The following is an 18183-nucleotide window of genomic DNA, read 5'->3' as shown; positions in this document are numbered from 1 at the left end:
CTCGAGAAGTTGCGCGGGGAGGGTTCGGGGAGTGGCGGAAGTGTTCGACGGCGCGCGGGGAGCGTCGGGGAGGGTGGTGCTGGCGCCGTCGGGTCGGTCGGCGGGGGGTGCAGAAACTAGGGGAAAGAACCTTTCCGCGGGTTTCGTACCCTTTCTCGAGAAGTTGCGCGGGGAAACGTCGACAACTCGAGGAAACAATCCCTCCCCTACTTTCGGCTGCGTGGGGTGAGGCTGTCGGCGAAGTTCGATGAGGAACGACGCCGAGCGCGGCGGCCGTGTTATCGGGCCCGGAAGGCGGCGCGCGGCCGCCCACCCCGAACCGATCGCCGCGAAAAGAACGCGTGGCGCACGCGCACACGGCGCGCGGAAGTGTCGGGTTCGTCGTATCTGCGGGTGAGATGGCTCACCGATCGTGGCGCAGCGGCGATTCAGGGGAGAACAGTGGAGATGTATTAGTTCGCATCCCTAATAATTGTCTATTGTTCGGAGGTTGTTGATGTCCACCCATCTTTCCGCCGATCCTGCTGCCGCGGTGTCCGCACGGCACCCCGACTCCGACGTTGCTGCCCGCCTGCGGGAGGAAACGTCGGTGGAGGGTGCACTTCGAGTTCTCTTCGAGGGGTACGCCGACCGTCCTGCGCTCGGGTTCCGTGACGCCGAGCACGAATCACGTTGGTCCACATCGAGTTTCCGTGAAGTCGGTAATCGGGTCGCGGCCTTCGCATCGCTCCTGCGCGACGCGGCGGGCGTCCGGCCCGGCGATCGGATCGCCACGCTGGGGTTCACCAGCGCCGACTACACGGCCGTGAGCCTCGCAATTCTCGGTCCCCTTCACGCGGTTGAGGTGCCGCTGCAGTCAGGGGCTGCGGATTCCGTGTTCGCTGATATCCTCGACGAGACCGAGGCCAAAGTCCTTGCGGTGTCGACGAACTCGTTGTCCAGGGTCACCACACTCATCGAGAACGGGACGCGCGCCGACCTTGCGCACCTCGTCGTCTTCGACGTCTCCGAAGCCGCACTCGACGCCGTCGAACGTGCGCGCGCTCTGTTGGAACCGCTCGGAATCACGGTCCACCACGCGCACTTCGACGCCGAGTCGTCGATCACCGACGACGCCGAAGAGGCACTGCAAGTCAGCGGCGACGCGCAACCCGACGACCTCGCGCTGCTGATCTACACCTCCGGCAGTACCGGCGCGCCGAAGGGGGCCATGTACACTCAGGACGCAGTGCTTCGGTTGATCAGACAGGGATTCGGACTCGAAACAGACTGTGCCACAGGGGAAGACGACGCGAGCGAAGACCACGCCTGGGTCACCCTGAACTTCTTGCCGATGAGTCACGTGATGGGCAGAGCGACGCTCATGCGAACGCTCGGCAACGGTGGAACCGCCTACTTCACCGCGCGGCCGGACCTGTCGGAACTCCTCGACGACCTCGCGGCCGTCGCGCCGACCGAACTGCACTTCGTGCCGCGTATCTGGGAGATGCTGCACCAGCAGTATCTGTCCGAAATCGAAGGCGTCGAGAGTGATTCGCACGCCGACGCCCTCGCCGCGATGCGGCGCCGCTACTTCGAGCGCGCACAACTCGCCGTGACCGGGTCGGCGCCGATCTCGCCCGAGGTCGTCGACTTCGTCGAGAGCATGCTCGACGCCCCACTCGTGGAGGGCTACGGATCGACGGAGGCGGGCGGGGTCATCCGCGACGGGGCGGTGATCCGACCGCCGGTCGTCGACTACAAGCTCGTCGACGTCCCCGAACTCGGTTATCGCACAACAGATACCCCGCACCCGCGCGGCGAGCTGCTCGTCAAGACCACCGACATCTTTGCCGGCTACTATCGGCGACCGGAGCTCACCGCGGAGATGTTCGACGACGACGGCTTCTATCGAACTGGCGACGTCATGGCAGAAACCGGACCCGATCAGCTCGTCTACCTCGACCGTCGGAACAACGTGTTGAAGTTGTCGCAGGGTGAGTTCGTGACGGTTGCGCGCGTCGAGAGCGCGTTGACCTCACCGCCGATCCGTCAGATCTACGTGTACGGCAACAGTGCACGCCCGTACCTGCTGGCCGTCGTCGTGCCAACCGATGACGCCGTCGACGGTGCTTCCGACGACGGGGAACTACACGCGACGCTGCTGCGAGCCGTCCGCGACATCGGCGAGCGCAACGGCCTTGCGCCGGTGGAGATCCCGCGCGACATCATCGTCGAACGCACCGCGTTCTCTGAGGCCAACGGCTTGTTGACCGGGATTCGCAAGCTCGCACGACCTCGCCTCAAGGAGGCGTACGGTCCCGCGCTCGAAGACCTGTACCTACACCTCGCGAATGCCCGCGCCGATCGACTTCGCGATGCTCGGGTATCCGCAGCGAGTCGGCCGACGCTCGACGTACTGATCGACATCGTCTCGGCCACACTCGATCTCGCCGGGAACGAGGTGACTGCGCACTCGAGGTTCACTGATCTCGGCGGTGACTCGCTGACGGCCGTCACCCTCGGGAACACGCTTCGCGATGTCTTCGACGCACAGGTCTCGGTGGGTGTGCTGACGAGTCCGTCCTCGGACCTCGCGGCCATCGCTGACTACATCGACGGACGGGAGGGCGAAGCACGCCCCACGGCAGACACCGTGCACGCCGACCAGCAGCACCTGCGTGCCGACGAACTCACCGTCGACGCCTTTCTCGACGAGGCAACACTGGCTGGAGCGTCGACCGTGCCGCCTGCCGCCGAGACGGTGCGTGAGGTATTGCTCACCGGGGCAACAGGATTCCTCGGTCGATACCTCACCGTCGAGTGGCTACGGCGCGTTGCCTGCGTCGATGGCCACGTCACCTGTCTGGTCCGAGCGTCCGATGACGACACCGCCCGGCGACGCCTCGACGCGGTCTTCGATGTCGGCGACGGTCCGCTGCGGTCCGACTACTTGCGGCTGGCGCCAGATCACCTGACGGTGCTCGCGGGTGACAAGGACTCGCCGAGTCTCGGACTCGACGACGCGGTGTGGAACCGGCTCGCTGCCGACGTCGACCTCATCGTCGACCCCGCGGCACTGGTCAATCATCTGTTGCCCTATCGGGAGTTGTTCGGCCCGAACGTTTCTGGGACAGCAGAACTCATCCGCCTCGCGCTGACGACGACCCGTAAGCCCTACGTCTACATCTCGACCGTCGGAGTAGCTGACCAGGTGGGCTCCGCGGAACTGGTGGAGGACAAAGACATTCGTGAGCTCAACGCGACGCGCGAGGTACACGAGGGCTACGCGAACGGCTACGGCAACAGCAAGTGGGCGGGGGAGGTGCTGTTGGCAGACGCCCACGACCGTTTCGGGCTGCCCGTCAGCGTGTTCCGCTGCGACATGATCGTGGCCGACGACAGCGACCTCGGTCAGCTGAACCTGCCGGACATGTTCACGCGCCTGCTGATGAGCGTCCTGGCGACGGGCCTCGCACCACAGTCGTTCTACCGACTCGACGCCGACGGTGGTCGGGGAACAGCGCACTACGACGCGCTTCCTGTCGACTTCCTGGCCGCGGCCATCTCGACTCTCGCGGTCAGCGACGGTCACGTCACGTACAACGCGGTCAATCCGCACTCCGACGGCATCGACCTCGACACGTTCGTCGGCTGGCTCATCGAGTCCGGCGAAGAGATCGCACTCGTCGACGAGTACGACCACTGGTACCGGCTCTTCTCCGACGCCCTGGTCGATCTGCCGGAGAAGCAACGTCGACACTCATTGATCCCGCTGCTGCACAATTACGTGCGCCCGGTCGAACCTGTCGACGCCGGTGTGGTGAACGCGCCGCTCTTCGCCGAGGCGGTTCGTTCGGGACAGGTGACCACAGCGACGGCCGAGTACGCCGACATCCCGCACATCACCTCGCAGGTGATCGCCAACTACGCGCGTAGGCTGCGAACCCTCGGGGTCGTCTGAGTGTGATCGGACTCCCTGCGCCCCGGGGTCGGACTCCGGCCCCGGGACGTGGGGTGATGAAGTGAACCCATGAACGACAACAACCACGACGACAAGCACGACGACGCCGGTGGCGTGCCGACGACAGATGCGTTGCGGGATCCGGTCGCGGCGTTCGGTGTCGGAGCACTGCGTATCGACGACGGTGTGGTCTTTGCGGAGCAGCAACTCGGCCCGCGTTTCGCCGATCATCGCGGACTCATCGCCTCCCCGCATACGCGGTCCTTTTCGACCACATCGGCGGCATCCCGTATCACCGCGCCACTGACTCGCCGTGCATGCAGGCTCGCCTGGCGTTGTCGACGGTCGGCCGGGCAGGACTCACCGACCACCTCACCGGCACGGCGCAACTGCTGATGCACGACGCCAAGGTCGGTGTCACCGAGATCCGCGTCGGCGACGGCACCGAGGACTTCTGCGTCGGCACCGCGCGCAACGTCGCCGTGGGACGGGCCGTTCCGGACGATTTCGACAACGCAGAGTTGGCGCACGACATCCCCGACGCCGCGTCGCTCGATGCTGTTCTTGCACAACCGATTCCGGTTGATCTCGACGGCGAGGCCATCGTCGAACAGATCGCTCGGGGAGAGCGTGACCGTGGTCCGCTCGCCGAGTTGCTCAACGCCAACATTGATGTCGACGGCGCGCCGTCGAATGCCCTGCGACTCGTCGTCGACACGGAGGCATGGATGGGCAACATGTTCGGGACCATGCACGGTGGCGTGATCGGCACCATCGTCGGTGCGGCGTGCTCGCTCGCGGGGCAGCAGAGGGCTCGTGCCGGCCAGGAGTATCGCGTCGGTGATCTCTCGGTGGCGTACTTCCGCTCACCGCCGGTCGACGGTAGTCGTGTGATCGTCGACGTCGAGCCGTTGAAGGTGGGGCGTCGAATCGCGACGTTCTCGACGCGCATGACCGGCCCCGACGGCACGCTGCTCGCCGACGGCGCCGCGGACATCCACTTCCGCTGAAAACGCGCTACTCGACGGCGATACCGAGGTGGGCAGCGAACTGCTCGGCCAGCCCGACGGCCTGATGGGCGGTGATCGTCGCGCCGGCAAGCCCTCCGAGATTGCGTACGTTGCCAACTCGGAGGTTGCGGAGATCGACGTCGGTCAGCGTGGCGCGATGGACGTCGAGCGAGGTGACGGTGGTGTCGTCGAAGGCGACGCGCATCAACGTGGCCTCCGAGACGTCGAGTTCGTCGATGACGCACGACCGGAAGATCACGTCGCGAGCCTCGTTGCCGCTGAGGTTGACCAGACCGAGCTTGCAGTCGGAGATGATCACCGAACGCATCTTTCCGCCGAAGAGGTCGAGCGCGCCGATTCGGCTGTTCTCGATGCGCACGTTGTGCAGCATCGAGCGCGGCGCGAACACTCGTGCGCTGCTCACCTCGTCGAGTCTGCTGTCGACGATGCGGACGCCGGTGAGGTCGGCATCGTCGAGCGACGTGCGCACCACGGCGCACGTCGTGAGCGAGACGTCGCCGAAATCGACGCCCGCGAGGTCGGTGTCGGCGATCAGGGAAGCCTCGATCACGTCACCGACGACGACATCCCGCGCGTTCAACGGTTCGAGGTGGGGAGTTGGTAGCCGACTGATGCGGGGCGGTCGAAAACTCATCGTCGACAAGCCTACGTGGGTGCTATGACAGGCCTCCGAACTGGGCGGATGGAAAAAACAAGCAAGCGTGATTGCTTTTTACGGTCGACTGTGTGACGCTGCTTACATGTCGATCGTGAGTGATCTCGTGGCTGATCTCGCCGCCGCAGGAGATGAACTGGACGCGCTGGTGTCGTCGCTCGACGATGCTTCGTGGCACGCCGATACTCCGGCGCCGGGGTGGACGGTCGCGCACCAGATCGCGCACCTGTACTGGACGGACAAGGTGGCGCTCCTCGCGGCCACCGACCCCGAAGCCTTCGCCGAGGTCGTCGCAGAGGCGATGCGCAACATCGACGGCTTCACCGATGTGACCGCCGAAGAAGGCGCCGCACGCCCCAAGGGCGAGTTGCTCGACGACTGGCGCGCCGCGCGCGCCGCACTGGGGCAGGCACTCGTCGACGTCCCGGATGGCGCGAAGATCCCGTGGTTCGGACCGCCGATGTCTGCGGCGTCGATGGCCACCGCACGGATGATGGAGACCTGGGCGCACGGACTCGACATAGCCGACGCGCTCGGCGTCGAACTCGAACCGACCGACAGCATCCGGCACGTCGCTCACATCGGTGTCCGCACGCGCGATTTCGCGTATGCGGTCAACGGGATGACACCGCCGCAGCGGCCTTTCCGGATCGAACTGGTCGCGCCGTCGGGCGAGCTGTGGACGTGGGGACCCGATGATCCCGACGCCGTCGACGGCACGGTGCGCGGGCCCGCCGTCGACTTCTGTCAGCTCGTCACCCAGCGACGTGCACTCGCAGACCTCGACCTGCAACTCGACGGCGAGCGCGCCCGCGAATGGGCCGCGATCGCACAGTGTTTCGCTGGTCCTCCCGGAGCGGGCCGTGCCCCGCGTAACGCCGCAACCTTCTGAACGCCCGAGCACAAGAACTGTCCGCACAGTCGACCATCCGAATCGGAGTAGCGATGACTTTAACCACAAGTCGCACCAACACCAGCCGATCGAACCGCCCCGTCCGAATCGGCAACGCCTCGGGCTTCTATGGCGATCGCTTCAGCGCGATGCGCGAGATGCTCGAGGGTGGTGAACTCGACTATCTGACAGGCGATTATCTCGCCGAGCTGACCATGCTCATCCTCGGCCGCGATCGGTTGAAGGACCCGAAAACGGGTTACGCCAAGACATTTCTGCGTCAAATGGAGGAGTGCCTCGGGCTCGCCGTCGACAAGGGCGTGCGGATCGTGAGCAACGCGGGCGGCCTCAACCCGCACGGCCTCGCGGTTGCGCTGCGCGAACTGGCGGACAAGCTCGGCGTCGACGCATCGATCGCGTTCGTCGACGGCGACGACATCCTCGACCGCGCAGACGATCTCGGACTCGGCACACCGCTGACGGCAAACGCATACCTCGGGGCCTTCGGCATCAAGTCGGCGCTCGATTCGGGTGCTGACGTCGTCGTCACCGGGCGGATCACCGATGCCTCGTTGACCGTCGGGCCAGCTGCGAGCGCATTCGATTGGGAGTACGGCGATCTCGACGCTCTGGCGGGCGCTGTCGTCGCGGGTCACGTGATCGAATGCGGCGCGCAGGCGACAGGCGGCAACTATTCGTTCTTCACGGAGCTGCCCCGGATGGGACACCTCGGATTCCCTATCGCGGAGATCGCCTCCGACGGCACGTCGGTGATCACCAAACACCCCAACACCGGCGGTGCGGTGACCGTGGGAACCGTGACGGCACAACTGCTTTACGAGGTCGGTGGTCCTCGCTACCTCGGCCCGGACGTGACCACCCGGCTCGACACCATCTCGCTGCGTTCCGACGGTGAGGATCGGGTGGCGATCAGTGGTGTCAAGGGCGAGGCGCCGCCCGAGACGGTCAAGGTCTCGCTCAACCATCTCGCAGGCATCCGCAACGAGATCACCGTCGCGATCACCGGACTCGATATCGAGGACAAGGCCGAACTGTTCCGCGATCAGTTCCGCGCGGAACTGTCGTCGGTGCCCGAGCAGATGACGTGGGAGTTGGTACGACTCGATCGACCCGACGCGCAGACAGAGGAACAGGCGACGGCGCTGCTGCGCTGCGTTGCCCGAGATACCGACCCCGAGAAGGTCGGCCGTGCATTCAGCAACACCGCTGTTGAACTGGCGCTGGCGACCTTTCCCGGATTCACGATGCTCGCACCCCCCGGAAAGGGCGCTCCCTTCGGCGTTTTCGAGCCGGGATACGTCGACGCGAAGCTCGTCGATCATCGTGTGTCCTTCGCAGACGGCGTGAGCGAGAGCATCGAACCGAGTCCACTGCGTACCCAGGTTCCCGCTGACGAGTCCGAACCGCGCAGCGTCGTCGACGTCGACGATCCCGGGCCCACCGCGGCGTCGCCACTCGGTCTGGTGGCCGGAGCGCGCAGCGGCGACAAGGGAGGCAGCGCCAATATCGGTGTGTGGGTACGTAATCCAGACCACTTCGACTGGCTCGACGCGACGCTCGACGTCGACCTGATCAAGAAGCTCCTGCCGGAGATCGCCGACCTCGAGGTCAAGCGTTTTCGGCTGCCCAACCTGTCGGCGCTGAACTTCGTCATCGAGGGAGTGCTCGGGCGCGGCGTCGCCGACAATGTGCGCTTCGACCCGCAGGCCAAGGGGATGGGCGAGTGGCTGCGTTCACGACCTGTGCCCATACCGCTGAGCTTCGTCGCCGAGACGGCCTCTGCCGCGCCATCATCCGAGTCTTCGGAAAGGAACTGAGCTGTGCCACTTGTAGATCCGCAGTGGGAGACGCCGGAACGACGCGCCCTGCGTGACGCGGTTCGCGGATTCGTCGAACGTCATGTGCTGCCTAATCAGGACGAGTGGGAACGCGACGGCCTGATTCCCCGCGAGTTGCACTCCGAGGCAGCCAAACTCGGTCTCTTCGGACTGGGCATCGACGAGTCCGTCGGTGGCAGTGGTGGCGACCTCATCGATGCGTCGATTCTGGGCGAAGAGTTCCACTACGCGGGTGGTGCCGCGGGCGTCTTCGCGTCGCTGTTCACGCACGGAATCGCGTTGCCGCACTTGATCGCCGCAGGCGATCCCGACCAGATCGACCGATGGGTGCGGCCGACGCTCGCAGGCGAGAAGATCGGCAGCCTTGCGATCACCGAGCCGGGCGGCGGAAGCGACGTCGGGCATCTGACGACGCGGGCACAGCGCGATGGCGACGACTTCATCGTCAACGGCGCCAAAACCTACATCACCTCCGCGGTGCGCGCCGACTTCGTCGTCACCGCGGTACGTAAAGGCGGACCGGGAGCGTCCGGGGTCTCGCTTCTCGTGATCGAGAAGGACACACCGGGTTTCACGGTGACGCGCAAGCTCGACAAGATGGGGTGGCGCAGTTCGGACACCGCGGAGTTGGCCTTTGTCGACGTACGCGTTCCGGCGACGAACCTCGTCGGCGCCGAGAACAGCGGATTCGCCCAGATCGCCGCGGCGTTCGTGACCGAACGGTCCGGACTCGCCGTGCAGGCCTACGCCAGTGCGCAACGCTGCCTCGACCTCACTCTCGACTGGACCCGCGAACGCGAGACCTTCGGCAAGCCGCTCGCCGCCCGACAGTCGGTGCAGGACACGCTGACCGAGATGGCTCGACGCATCGACGTTGCGCGGACCTACGCGCGTGGGGTCGTCAACCGCAAGGTGACGTCCGACGACGACCTGATCGCCGAGGTGTGTTTCGCGAAGAACACCGCGGTGCAGACCGGGGAGTGGGTGGCCGACAAGGCTGTTCAGCTCTTCGGTGGCCTCGGCTACATGACGGGCACCGAGGTCGAGCGTCAGTATCGGGACATGCGAATCCTGGGGATCGGTGGGGGAACCACCGAGATCCTGAGCGGGCTCGCGGCAAAACGACTCGGCTACATCGCACAGGGGAGCACACGATGACCGCATTGCGTTCGACGATCGACTCGACGAGTGACGACTTCACCGCCGCACGCGATTCGATGCTGGAGAAGCTCGACCAGATACACGGTGAACTCGACAAGGCCCTCGCGGGTGGCGGTGACAAGTACGTCGAGCGGCATCGCAAGCGCGGCAAGATGACCGCGCGTGAGCGCATCGAGATGCTGCTCGACGAGGATTCGGACTTTCTCGAACTGTGCCCGCTCGCGGCGTATGGGTCGGACTTCCACGTCGGAGCGTCGGTCGTCGTGGGGATCGGCGTCGTCGAGGGGGTCGAATGTCTCGTCGTTGCCAGTGACCCGACGGTCAAGGGCGGGACGTCGAATCCGTGGACGCTGCGTAAGACACTGCGCGCCAACGATATCGCTATGCAGAACAGACTCCCGGTGATCTCGCTCGTCGAGTCGGGTGGTGCCGATCTGCCGACGCAGAAGGAGGTGTTCGTCCCCGGCGGGCGGATGTTCCGCGATCTGACGCGGCTGTCGGCGGCGGGTATCCCGACCATCGCATTGGTCTTCGGTAACTCGACGGCCGGCGGAGCGTACATCCCGGGCATGAGCGATCACGTCGTGATGATCGACGGACGCTCCAAGGTGTTCCTCGGCGGACCGCCGCTGGTGAAGATGGCCACCGGCGAGGAAAGCGACGACGAGTCCCTTGGCGGCGCTCAGATGCACGCGCGCACGTCGGGTCTTGCCGACTACTACGCCGCCGACGAACAGGATGCGATCCGGATCGGGCGTCGGATCGTGTCGCGGCTCAACTGGACCAAGGCGGGCGGACAACCGCGCGCGCAGGTGCGGGAACCGCGCTACGACCCCGAGGAACTCCTCGGCATCGTCCCGCCAGATCTCAAGATCCCGTTCAACCCGCGCGACGTGATCGCGCGCGTCGTCGACGACAGCGATTTCGACGAGTTCAAGCCCGAGTACGGCAACTCGCTGTGCACGGGATGGGCCGACATCCACGGCTATCCCGTCGGCATCCTGGCCAACGCGCAAGGTGTGTTGTTCAGCCAGGAGGCGCAGAAGGCCACGCAGTTCATCGAGCTCGCCAATCGCTCCAACACGCCGCTGCTGTTCCTGCACAACACAACCGGTTACATGGTCGGTAAGGAGTACGAACAGAACGGCATCATCAAGCACGGCGCGATGATGATCAACGCGGTGTCGAATTCGAAGGTGCCGCACCTGTCGGTGCTGATGGGTGCCAGCTACGGCGCGGGTCACTACGGAATGTGCGGGCGGGCATACGATCCGCGATTCTTGTTCGCCTGGCCGAGCGCGAAGTCGGCGGTGATGGGAGCCGCGCAACTGGCAGGCGTCATCTCGATCGTCTCGCGCGCGGCGACCGAGGCTCGTGGCGGCACTGTCGACGAGGCGGCAGACGCGGGGATGCGGCAGATGATCGAGGCGCAGATCGAGGCCGAATCGGTGCCCGCGTTCTTGTCGGGCATGCTCTACGACGACGGTGTGATCGACCCGCGTGACACGAGAACCGTTCTGGGGCTGTGCTTGTCGGCGATCCATAACGGTCCGGTCGAGGGGACGTCGAGTTTCGGCGTCTTCCGGATGTGAGGTGTGAGATGACAGAACAACATTCAACGATCACCTCGGTGCTTGTCGCCAATCGCGGCGAGATCGCGCGACGTGTGTTCGTGACCTGTCGTCAGATGGGCCTCGGGACCGTTGCGGTCTACTCCGATCCGGACGCCGATGCGCCGCACGTCGCCGCAGCCGATGTCGCTGTGGCACTTCCCGGCTCGACGTCGGCAGAGACCTATCTGCGCGGTGACAAGATCATCGAGGCCGCCAAGCTCGCGGGCGCGGATGCGATTCATCCCGGCTACGGATTCCTCTCGGAAAACGCGGAGTTCGCGCAATCGGTGATAGACGCGGGACTGACGTGGATCGGGCCCCCACCCGGGGCGATCGACGCGATGGGGTCAAAGGTCAACGCCAAGAAGCTGATGGCCGACGCAGGCGTACCCGTCCTGGGCGACATCGACCCTGCCGGAGTCACCGAGAGCGACCTCCCACTGCTGATCAAGGCGTCTGCGGGCGGCGGTGGACGCGGCATGCGGATCGTGCGGTCGGTCGACGAGTTGGCCGAGCAGGTTGCCGCTGCCGAACGCGAAGCGGCGTCGGCCTTCGGTGATCCGACGGTCTTCTGCGAGCCGTATGTCGAACGGGGACACCACATTGAGGTGCAGGTGCTCGCCGACGAGCACGGCGCCGTCTGGGCCGTCGGAGAGCGTGAATGCTCGATCCAGCGTCGTCACCAGAAGGTGATCGAGGAGGCCCCTGCGCCTCTCGTCGAACGGATCGGCGGAGATCTCCGTGAACGCCTCTACGACGCCGCCAGGAAGGCCGTGTCGGCGATCGGCTACACGGGTGCGGGAACCGTGGAATTCCTCGCCGACGAGACCGGTCGCTTCTACTTCCTGGAGACCAATACGCGTCTGCAGGTGGAACATCCGGTCACGGAACTCACGACGGGGACCGACCTCGTTGCCTGGCAACTGCGTGTCGCGATGGGCGAGCACCTCGACGTCGAGGAGCCCGGTACTCGCGGCCACGCGATCGAGGTCCGCCTCTACGCCGAGGATCCGTCTGCGGGATGGCAACCGCAGTCGGGAACCATGCACCGCATCGAGATCGACGCGCAGACGCATTTCGGTCCGCTCGACCGTCCGGGCGTGCGTGTGGACGCGGGTATCGAATCAGGCTCGGAGATCTCGACGTTCTACGATCCGATGTTGGCCAAGGTCATCAGTTGGGCGCCGACACGTGCTCGTGCCGCTGCGATTCTCGCCAGAGCGCTGTCCGACGCGGCGCTCCACGGCCCGACAACCAACCGCGACATGCTGGTGAACACGCTGCGGGAGCCGACGTTCCTCAGCGGCGATACCGACACCGGATATCTCGACCAGATCGGCCTCGACGTCTTGTCGGCGCCGCTGGCCGACGAGTCGACGGTGACACTCGCCGCCGTTGCCGCAACGCTGGCGGAGGTGGCCGTCAACCGGGAACGCGCTCGCGTCCAGCGAAGTCTGCCCGCAGGCTGGCGGAACATGCCGTCGCAGTACTCGCACAAGACGTTCCGTACCGACGACGACGTCGAACACGAGGTTCGATACCGGTGCACCCGAGGCGGGAGCGTCGAGCTTCCCGACGTCGCCGACACCGAGGTCGTATCCACGACGACAGAGCAGGTCGTACTCTCCCACAACGGCATTCGACGGACCTTCGACGTCGCGCGATACTGCGACGACGTCTACGTCGACACCGCAGGCGCGTCGGTGCACTTCCGTCGGCCGCCGCGATTCGTCGATCCCAGTGCCGTTGCGCGACCGGGTTCGCTCCTCGCGCCGATGCCGGGTTCGGTGATCCGCGTTGCGGTTTCCGAAGGCGACCGTGTGACCGCCGGTCAGCCGTTGATCTGGCTCGAGGCGATGAAGATGGAGCACACCGTCGCGGCTCCCGCCGACGGTGTGGTCAGCACGCTCGCCGTCGAAGCGGGACGCCAACTCGCCGTCGGCGATGTGCTTGCGATCATCACCGATGAGGCCGACAACGACAGCGAGACAGAGCATTCCGACGCACCAACACCTCAGGAGACATCCGCATGAGCTTCGTCGAAACGGCTGAACGGGCCGATCTGCGTGCATCGGTGGCCGCGCTGGCCACCAAGTACGGGCAGGACTACTTCCGCGAATGCGCCCGTGAGGGTCGCAAGACCGACGAATTGTGGTCGGAGGCGGGCAAACTGGGCTTCATCGGGGTGAATCTTCCCGAGGAGTACGGCGGTGGCGGCGCAGGAATGTACGAGTTGTCGATCGTGATGGAGGAGATCGCGGCGGCGGGCACCGGCCTGCTGATGCTCGTTGTCTCGCCGGCCATCTGCGGCAACATCATTGCGCGCTTCGGCACCGACGAGCAGCGCGACCGGTGGCTGCCAGGGCTTGCGGACGGATCGATCACCATGGCCTTCGGTATCACCGAACCCGACGCCGGATCGAATTCGCATCAGATCACCACCACGGCATCGCGCGACGGATCGGACTGGGTCCTCAACGGGCGCAAGGTGTACATCTCCGGTGTCGATCAGGCCGATGCCGTTCTCATCGTGGGTCGGAGCGAGGATGCGAAGACCGGCAAGTTGCGGCCCGCGCTGTTCATCGTGCCCACGGACGCACCGGGGTTCGAATACAAGATGATCGACATGGAATTGGTGAACCCGGAAAAGCAGTTCGGGCTCTACCTCGACGATGTGCGCCTGCCTGCTGACGCACTCGTCGGCTCCCCGGACGCGGCACTGAGCCAACTCTTCGCCGGTCTGAATCCAGAACGCATCATGGCTGCGGCGTCGGCGGTGGGGATGGGTCGTTTCGCGCTGGGCAAAGCCGTCGACTACGTGAAGGAGCGCACGGTCTGGAAGACCCCGATCGGAGCGCACCAGGCCATCGCACATCCGCTGGCGCAGGGCAAGATCGAACTCGAGATGGCCAAGCTCATGATGCAGAAGGCCGCCACCCTCTACGACGCGGGAGACGACTGGGGCGCTGCCGAACCGGCGAACATGGCGAAGTATGCGGCCGCCGAGGCGTGCGTCAAGATCGTCGACCAAGCCGTTCAGTCCATGGGTGGCAACGGACTGACAACCGAATACGGTGTGGCGCCGCTGCTTTCGCTCGCTCGAATTGCGCGTGTGGCACCGGTCAGCCGCGAGATGGTGCTGAACTTCGTCGCGCAGACCAGTCTTGGACTGCCGAAGTCGTACTGATTCGTCCCGGCACCGCCGTTTCCGATTCGCCATTCATCCCAGACCAACCACAGCAGACCAACTCTGACCGAGGACCACAGGAAGGCGCAGGTCGATGACCACCACAGACAGCGAAGTCGTACACGTCGGGATCGACGCCGGGGTCATGACGCTCACACTCGACTCGCCGGGCAACCGCAATGCGTTGAGTCGCGCGCTGGTGACCCAACTGTCGTCGGGACTGACGAGGGCGGCGACCGATGAGAGCGTGCGGGCCGTCGTGCTGACACATGCGGGCGGAACCTTCTGTGCGGGTGCCGATCTCGGCGAGGCGCTCAAGCGGGGCGCCTCTGCCGAGGAGGCGTCTGCCGAAGCGACGTCGTCGATGGTCGAGTTAATGCGCACGATCCTCGAGCTGCCCAAACCGGTGATCGCACACGTCGACGGGCATGTCAGGGCAGGAGGTTTCGGCCTGCTCGGTGCCACCGATATCGCACTTGCCGGACCGAAGAGCACCTTCGCGCTGACCGAGGCCCGGCTCGGCCTTGCACCATCGGTGATCTCGCTCGTGCTGGTGCCGAAGATGACGGCGCGAGGTGCTGGTCGATACTTCCTGACCGGTGAGAAGTTCGACGCGTCGGTTGCGGCGTCGATCGGAGTCATCACGCAAGCGTGTGACAGCACGGAGGCTCTCACGCAGTCGTTGGGGGAGATCCTCGACGGCATCCGACGTGCGTCGCCGGTCGGCCTCGCCGCGTCGAAGGAACTCACCACCGCGTCGGTGCGCGACGAGTTCGAGCGGTTGGCGCAGCGTCGTGCACTGGAATCGGCGACATTGTTCGCTGGCGACGACGCACGCGCGGGGATGGAAGCGTTTCTGTCCAAGGGGCGGCCGCCGTGGGATCTGACCGCAACGCAAGCCGACACCGGAGCTACGAGAACATGACGTCTCCGCGTACGACGACAAACCGTGAACCACAGCAGGAACGGTCCCGCCAGACGCGGGAACGGTTGCTGCGCTCGGCCATTCAGGTTCTGGCTCACGAGGGATGGGCGTCGGCAACGGTGGCCGCGGTCGCCCAACGCGCGGGGGTGTCCAGAGGCGCTGCGCAACACCACTTTCCCACACGCGAGGCATTGATCTCGGCGACGCTCGAGCAGATCTTCGACGACCTCACCCTCAACGCCGACACGTTGATTCGCCCCGACGCGGACGAGTCACGGCGCGTGCGGATAGCGGTCGAGCAGGCCGTGAGTATCTACACCGGGACCGAATTCAAGGCGTCGCTGCAGATCTGGGCGGCGGCAGCGTCGGATTCGGCGCTACGCGAACTGATTCTGCCGATGGAGGCCAAGTTCGCGCGAGCGGCACATCGGGTGACTGTTGCCGCACTGGACCCCGACGGCACGAACCCTCGGGCACACCGCGTCGCACAGGTGACACTCGACCTCGCACGCGGTCTCGGACTGGCGGACACACTGTCGGACGATGCACGACGCCGCGCGCAGGTGGTCGACACCTGGGTGGAGATGGTCACCGATGCGCTCGACGTCGACTCTCCGGACAGGTGAGATCAGCTGGCGGTGGGCTCAGCATGCGGTCGGCTACGCGCGCCGCGTGTGCCGAGCCAGTACACGCCCGCTGACAGCGCGGTCATCCCGATGAAGACGACCACCACACCGAGCGTCATCGACAGGTACCCCTGACTTCGCGGATCGATGAACGGGTACGGGTACCAGTCGACGATGGGGCCTCGCGTCAATGTGTAGACGCCATAGACGAGTGGGAACGCCAGCCAGGTCAACCAGGAGAGGGCAGGCAGAACCCTAGGTCGGAAGACTGCCCAGTCGATGAGCAGAACGAGCGGGATGAGGCGGTGCAGCACGGTGTTGGTCCACTCGCCGGAGAGATTGACGTCGATGTGCGACAACAGAAGTGCGTAGACGATCGCGGTGATCAGCATCGCGGTGGTCACTGCGCCGCGAAACCACTGCCACCACAACCCTATTGGCGTCAACAGTGCACCGCCGAGCAGCACGATGGCCGCGCCGACGTTGCTCAGGATGGTGAAGTAGCTGAAGTAGTTGGCGAAGCCGAAACCATCGGACGCGGTGACCGGCACGTATGCGATCGCAGCGATGCCGACGACTGCGGCGACGAAGCGAAGGACACGTACCCACAACTGACGGTCACCTCTGCTCACGCCTCGCATTGTGCCAGTCGCGCCGCACGTCTTTGACCCCGCCGTGTTTGCCCCCGCCGTGGACGACAGCGAGCAGGTCGCCCGCGTGCGGTTGGAGATCTAGTCGCGGGGCGTCGATGTGCGACGCGCCGTGCTGCGTTGTGCGAGTGCGCCGTCGACCTGTGCGGTGATGACGTCGCGGATGTCGAAGTCGGCGGAATGGCCGGCCCAGTCGGGTAGGAGTCGGCTGACCGTCGGAAACTCGGTCAGGTCGCTGTCGTCGATGGATTGGTGCCAGGACACCTCGTCGGCGGACCGCCTGGAAAGTGTGTCCTGCCACTGTAATTCCGAGGCAACGAGGTACCAGACGGCTCGCCAGGTGTCGAGCGCCGCGCCGTCGTCGAGTCCGAGTTCGGATGCGGCCGAGAGGAACGCGTCGGCGAGGGCAAGCGCGGGCGTGCCGACGATCATGCCGTCGCGGAGGATCGGCACGACCCACCCGATGCTGCGCATCTTCTCGTACATGTCGACACCGATGGCGATCATGCGGTCACGAGGAGCGCCCGTCGGTTCGGCCCACGGGATGCGTGCCGCGACGTCGCTGAGTGCCAGGCCGAGCAGCGCTGCCTTGTTCGGAACGTAGTTGTAGAGGGTCATCGGCTTGGTGCCCATGTCGGCGGCGAGGCGACGCATGCTCAGCGACTGCGGTCCGTCCTGCTCGAGGATGCGGATTGCCGCGTCGACGATCTCGTCGAGTTGGAGGGATCGGGCTGCGGGCATCGTCCCATCATCCCATCGCCGTGCCCTTGGCGAGGCGACGCTCGGCAGCTATGATCACGTACTAGTACGTAAACGTACGCGTACGTGAATGCGGATCGAGTGATGGGCAGAGGAGGATCGATGGCAGATCAGGAGACGGCCCGGGTTGATGGTGGTGTTGCGCAGGGTCGCGGTGCGCTCATGGCAACCGTGTTCCTGCTGCAATTCCTTGTGGCAATGGACATGTCGCTTGTCAACATCGCGTTGCCCGCCATGCGTGCCGATCTCGGATTCACGGACGCGAGTTTGCAGTGGGTCGTCACCGCGTACCTGTTGACCTTCGCTGGGTTCATGCTTCTCGGCGGGAGGATCGGCGATCTGTGGGGGCGTCGAACATCGGTACTCGTCGGGTTGGGTGTCTTCGCGGTAGCGAGCATCGTCGGCGGATGTGCCGGGAGCGCAGGAGTTCTCGTCGCCGCGCGAGCGGTGCAGGGTGTTGCGGGAGCGCTGTTGGCTCCAGCGTCGTTGGCGCTGGTGGCCACCATCGGCGACCAGGCCGTGCGCGCACGGGCGATGGGTCTGTGGGGCGGTGCCGGTGCGGCCGGGGGTGCGCTGGGCGTGGTGCTCAGTGGTGTGCTCACGCAGCGGTGGTCGTGGCGAGCGGTCCTTCTCGTCAATGTGCCGATCATCGCGATCGCGGTATTCGCGGCGCTGCGCGGAGTTCCACGTCGCGACGTCGCACGCACTGCGCGACTGGATGTTCCCGGCGCGGTCGCCGTGACGCTCGGCGTGGCTGCCCTTGTGTATGCCGTCAGCGCGGGAGGCGATCACGGGTGGGGATCGTGGCAGGCAGTCGGCGGATTCGTCACCGCCGCAGTGCTGTTGGGGATCTTCGCGGTGATCGAGCGATCGGTGTCGCAT

The 18183-nt window shown here is 65.5% G+C and carries 15 protein-coding genes; 12 read left to right on the top strand and 3 right to left on the bottom strand.

The features are described 5' to 3' along the window. The first annotated feature begins 496 nt into the window (after nucleotides 1-496). The 3 genes from car (at nucleotide 497) to B3T59_RS08080 (ending at nucleotide 4953) form a co-directional block, all read left to right on the top strand. Nucleotides 497-3943 carry a carboxylic acid reductase gene (gene car, locus B3T59_RS08090; RefSeq protein WP_005206594.1) on the top strand — a complete coding sequence of 1149 codons (3447 nt, stop codon included), beginning with the start codon at nucleotides 497-499 and terminating at the stop codon, nucleotides 3941-3943. A 69-nt stretch (nucleotides 3944-4012) separates the two neighbouring features. After that, nucleotides 4013-4339, top strand: coding sequence for a hypothetical protein (locus tag B3T59_RS08085; RefSeq protein WP_005206595.1), 327 nt, complete (start codon nucleotides 4013-4015; stop codon nucleotides 4337-4339). Next, nucleotides 4261-4953 (top strand): PaaI family thioesterase, encoded by a 693-nt coding sequence (locus B3T59_RS08080; RefSeq protein ID WP_287001958.1) that lies wholly within the window; start codon nucleotides 4261-4263, stop codon nucleotides 4951-4953. Before B3T59_RS08085 ends, B3T59_RS08080 begins: the two co-directional genes overlap by 79 nt. A 7-nt stretch (nucleotides 4954-4960) precedes the next feature. On the opposite strand, the gene B3T59_RS08075 is transcribed toward B3T59_RS08080, so the two are convergent. Continuing rightward, entirely contained in the window at nucleotides 4961-5608 is a 648-nt protein-coding gene (locus tag B3T59_RS08075; RefSeq protein WP_039855871.1) for a pentapeptide repeat-containing protein, read from the bottom strand. Between the two features lie 106 nt (nucleotides 5609-5714). Between B3T59_RS08075 and B3T59_RS08070 the strand changes: the two genes are divergently transcribed. From B3T59_RS08070 to B3T59_RS08035, 8 genes are all read left to right on the top strand, one after another. After that, nucleotides 5715-6521 (top strand): TIGR03084 family metal-binding protein, encoded by an 807-nt coding sequence (locus tag B3T59_RS08070; protein WP_287001957.1) that lies wholly within the window; start codon nucleotides 5715-5717, stop codon nucleotides 6519-6521. A gap of 53 nt (nucleotides 6522-6574) precedes the next feature. Further along, entirely contained in the window at nucleotides 6575-8359 is a 1785-nt protein-coding gene (locus B3T59_RS08065; RefSeq protein ID WP_287001956.1) for an acyclic terpene utilization AtuA family protein, read from the top strand. 3 nt (nucleotides 8360-8362) lie between these two features. Continuing rightward, nucleotides 8363-9538, top strand: a complete 1176-nt coding sequence (locus tag B3T59_RS08060) for an acyl-CoA dehydrogenase family protein (RefSeq protein WP_005206600.1) — start codon at nucleotides 8363-8365, stop codon at nucleotides 9536-9538. Then, nucleotides 9535-11133 carry an acyl-CoA carboxylase subunit beta gene (locus B3T59_RS08055; protein ID WP_005206601.1) on the top strand — a complete coding sequence of 533 codons (1599 nt, stop codon included), beginning with the start codon at nucleotides 9535-9537 and terminating at the stop codon, nucleotides 11131-11133. The genes B3T59_RS08060 and B3T59_RS08055 overlap by 4 nt, the downstream gene beginning before the upstream one ends. A gap of 8 nt (nucleotides 11134-11141) precedes the next feature. After that, entirely contained in the window at nucleotides 11142-13187 is a 2046-nt protein-coding gene (locus B3T59_RS08050; protein WP_287001955.1) for an acetyl/propionyl/methylcrotonyl-CoA carboxylase subunit alpha, read from the top strand. After that, the gene (locus B3T59_RS08045) at nucleotides 13184-14341 is read left to right on the top strand and encodes an acyl-CoA dehydrogenase family protein (RefSeq protein WP_005206603.1); all 1158 of its coding nucleotides are present in this window, start codon (nucleotides 13184-13186) and stop codon (nucleotides 14339-14341) included. Before B3T59_RS08050 ends, B3T59_RS08045 begins: the two co-directional genes overlap by 4 nt. Before the next feature lie 94 nt (nucleotides 14342-14435). After that, nucleotides 14436-15266 carry an enoyl-CoA hydratase family protein gene (locus B3T59_RS08040; protein ID WP_064904116.1) on the top strand — a complete coding sequence of 277 codons (831 nt, stop codon included), beginning with the start codon at nucleotides 14436-14438 and terminating at the stop codon, nucleotides 15264-15266. Next, complete coding sequence (locus B3T59_RS08035) at nucleotides 15263-15892, top strand: TetR/AcrR family transcriptional regulator (protein WP_005206616.1); 630 nt, start codon at nucleotides 15263-15265, stop codon at nucleotides 15890-15892. Before B3T59_RS08040 ends, B3T59_RS08035 begins: the two co-directional genes overlap by 4 nt. Nucleotides 15893-15894: 2 nt before the next feature. On the opposite strand, the gene B3T59_RS08030 is transcribed toward B3T59_RS08035, so the two are convergent. Both B3T59_RS08030 and B3T59_RS08025 read right to left on the bottom strand, forming a co-directional pair. After that, complete coding sequence (locus tag B3T59_RS08030; RefSeq protein ID WP_231895164.1) at nucleotides 15895-16524, bottom strand: Pr6Pr family membrane protein; 630 nt, start codon at nucleotides 16522-16524, stop codon at nucleotides 15895-15897. Between the two features lie 99 nt (nucleotides 16525-16623). Further along, nucleotides 16624-17283 carry a TetR/AcrR family transcriptional regulator gene (locus tag B3T59_RS08025; protein WP_005206614.1) on the bottom strand — a complete coding sequence of 220 codons (660 nt, stop codon included), beginning with the start codon at nucleotides 17281-17283 and terminating at the stop codon, nucleotides 16624-16626. A gap of 120 nt (nucleotides 17284-17403) precedes the next feature. Between B3T59_RS08025 and B3T59_RS08020 the strand changes: the two genes are divergently transcribed. Next, nucleotides 17404-18183 (top strand): MFS transporter (locus B3T59_RS08020; RefSeq protein WP_287001954.1); only part of this gene is annotated, 780 nt, incomplete at its 3' end.

Origin of the sequence: Gordonia sp. UBA7860, from assembly GCF_002500165.1 — a bacterium.
In the GTDB taxonomy this organism is placed as follows: Bacteria; Actinomycetota; Actinomycetes; order Mycobacteriales; family Mycobacteriaceae; genus Gordonia; species Gordonia sputi.
Note: the sequence above shows the minus strand (reverse complement) of the source record. Positions and strands in the feature narration are given on the sequence as shown.

Coding starts and splice junctions, on each gene's coding strand:
- car (WP_005206594.1), top strand. CDS start 497: ATGTCCACCCATCTTTCCGCCGATCCTGCTGCCGCGGTGTCCGCACGG.
- B3T59_RS08085 (WP_005206595.1), top strand. CDS start 4,013: ATGAACGACAACAACCACGACGACAAGCACGACGACGCCGGTGGCGTG.
- B3T59_RS08080 (WP_287001958.1), top strand. CDS start 4,261: ATGCAGGCTCGCCTGGCGTTGTCGACGGTCGGCCGGGCAGGACTCACC.
- B3T59_RS08075 (WP_039855871.1), bottom strand. CDS start 5,608: ATGAGTTTTCGACCGCCCCGCATCAGTCGGCTACCAACTCCCCACCTC.
- B3T59_RS08070 (WP_287001957.1), top strand. CDS start 5,715: ATGTCGATCGTGAGTGATCTCGTGGCTGATCTCGCCGCCGCAGGAGAT.
- B3T59_RS08065 (WP_287001956.1), top strand. CDS start 6,575: ATGACTTTAACCACAAGTCGCACCAACACCAGCCGATCGAACCGCCCC.
- B3T59_RS08055 (WP_005206601.1), top strand. CDS start 9,535: ATGACCGCATTGCGTTCGACGATCGACTCGACGAGTGACGACTTCACC.
- B3T59_RS08050 (WP_287001955.1), top strand. CDS start 11,142: ATGACAGAACAACATTCAACGATCACCTCGGTGCTTGTCGCCAATCGC.
- B3T59_RS08045 (WP_005206603.1), top strand. CDS start 13,184: ATGAGCTTCGTCGAAACGGCTGAACGGGCCGATCTGCGTGCATCGGTG.
- B3T59_RS08040 (WP_064904116.1), top strand. CDS start 14,436: ATGACCACCACAGACAGCGAAGTCGTACACGTCGGGATCGACGCCGGG.
- B3T59_RS08035 (WP_005206616.1), top strand. CDS start 15,263: ATGACGTCTCCGCGTACGACGACAAACCGTGAACCACAGCAGGAACGG.
- B3T59_RS08025 (WP_005206614.1), bottom strand. CDS start 17,283: ATGCCCGCAGCCCGATCCCTCCAACTCGACGAGATCGTCGACGCGGCA.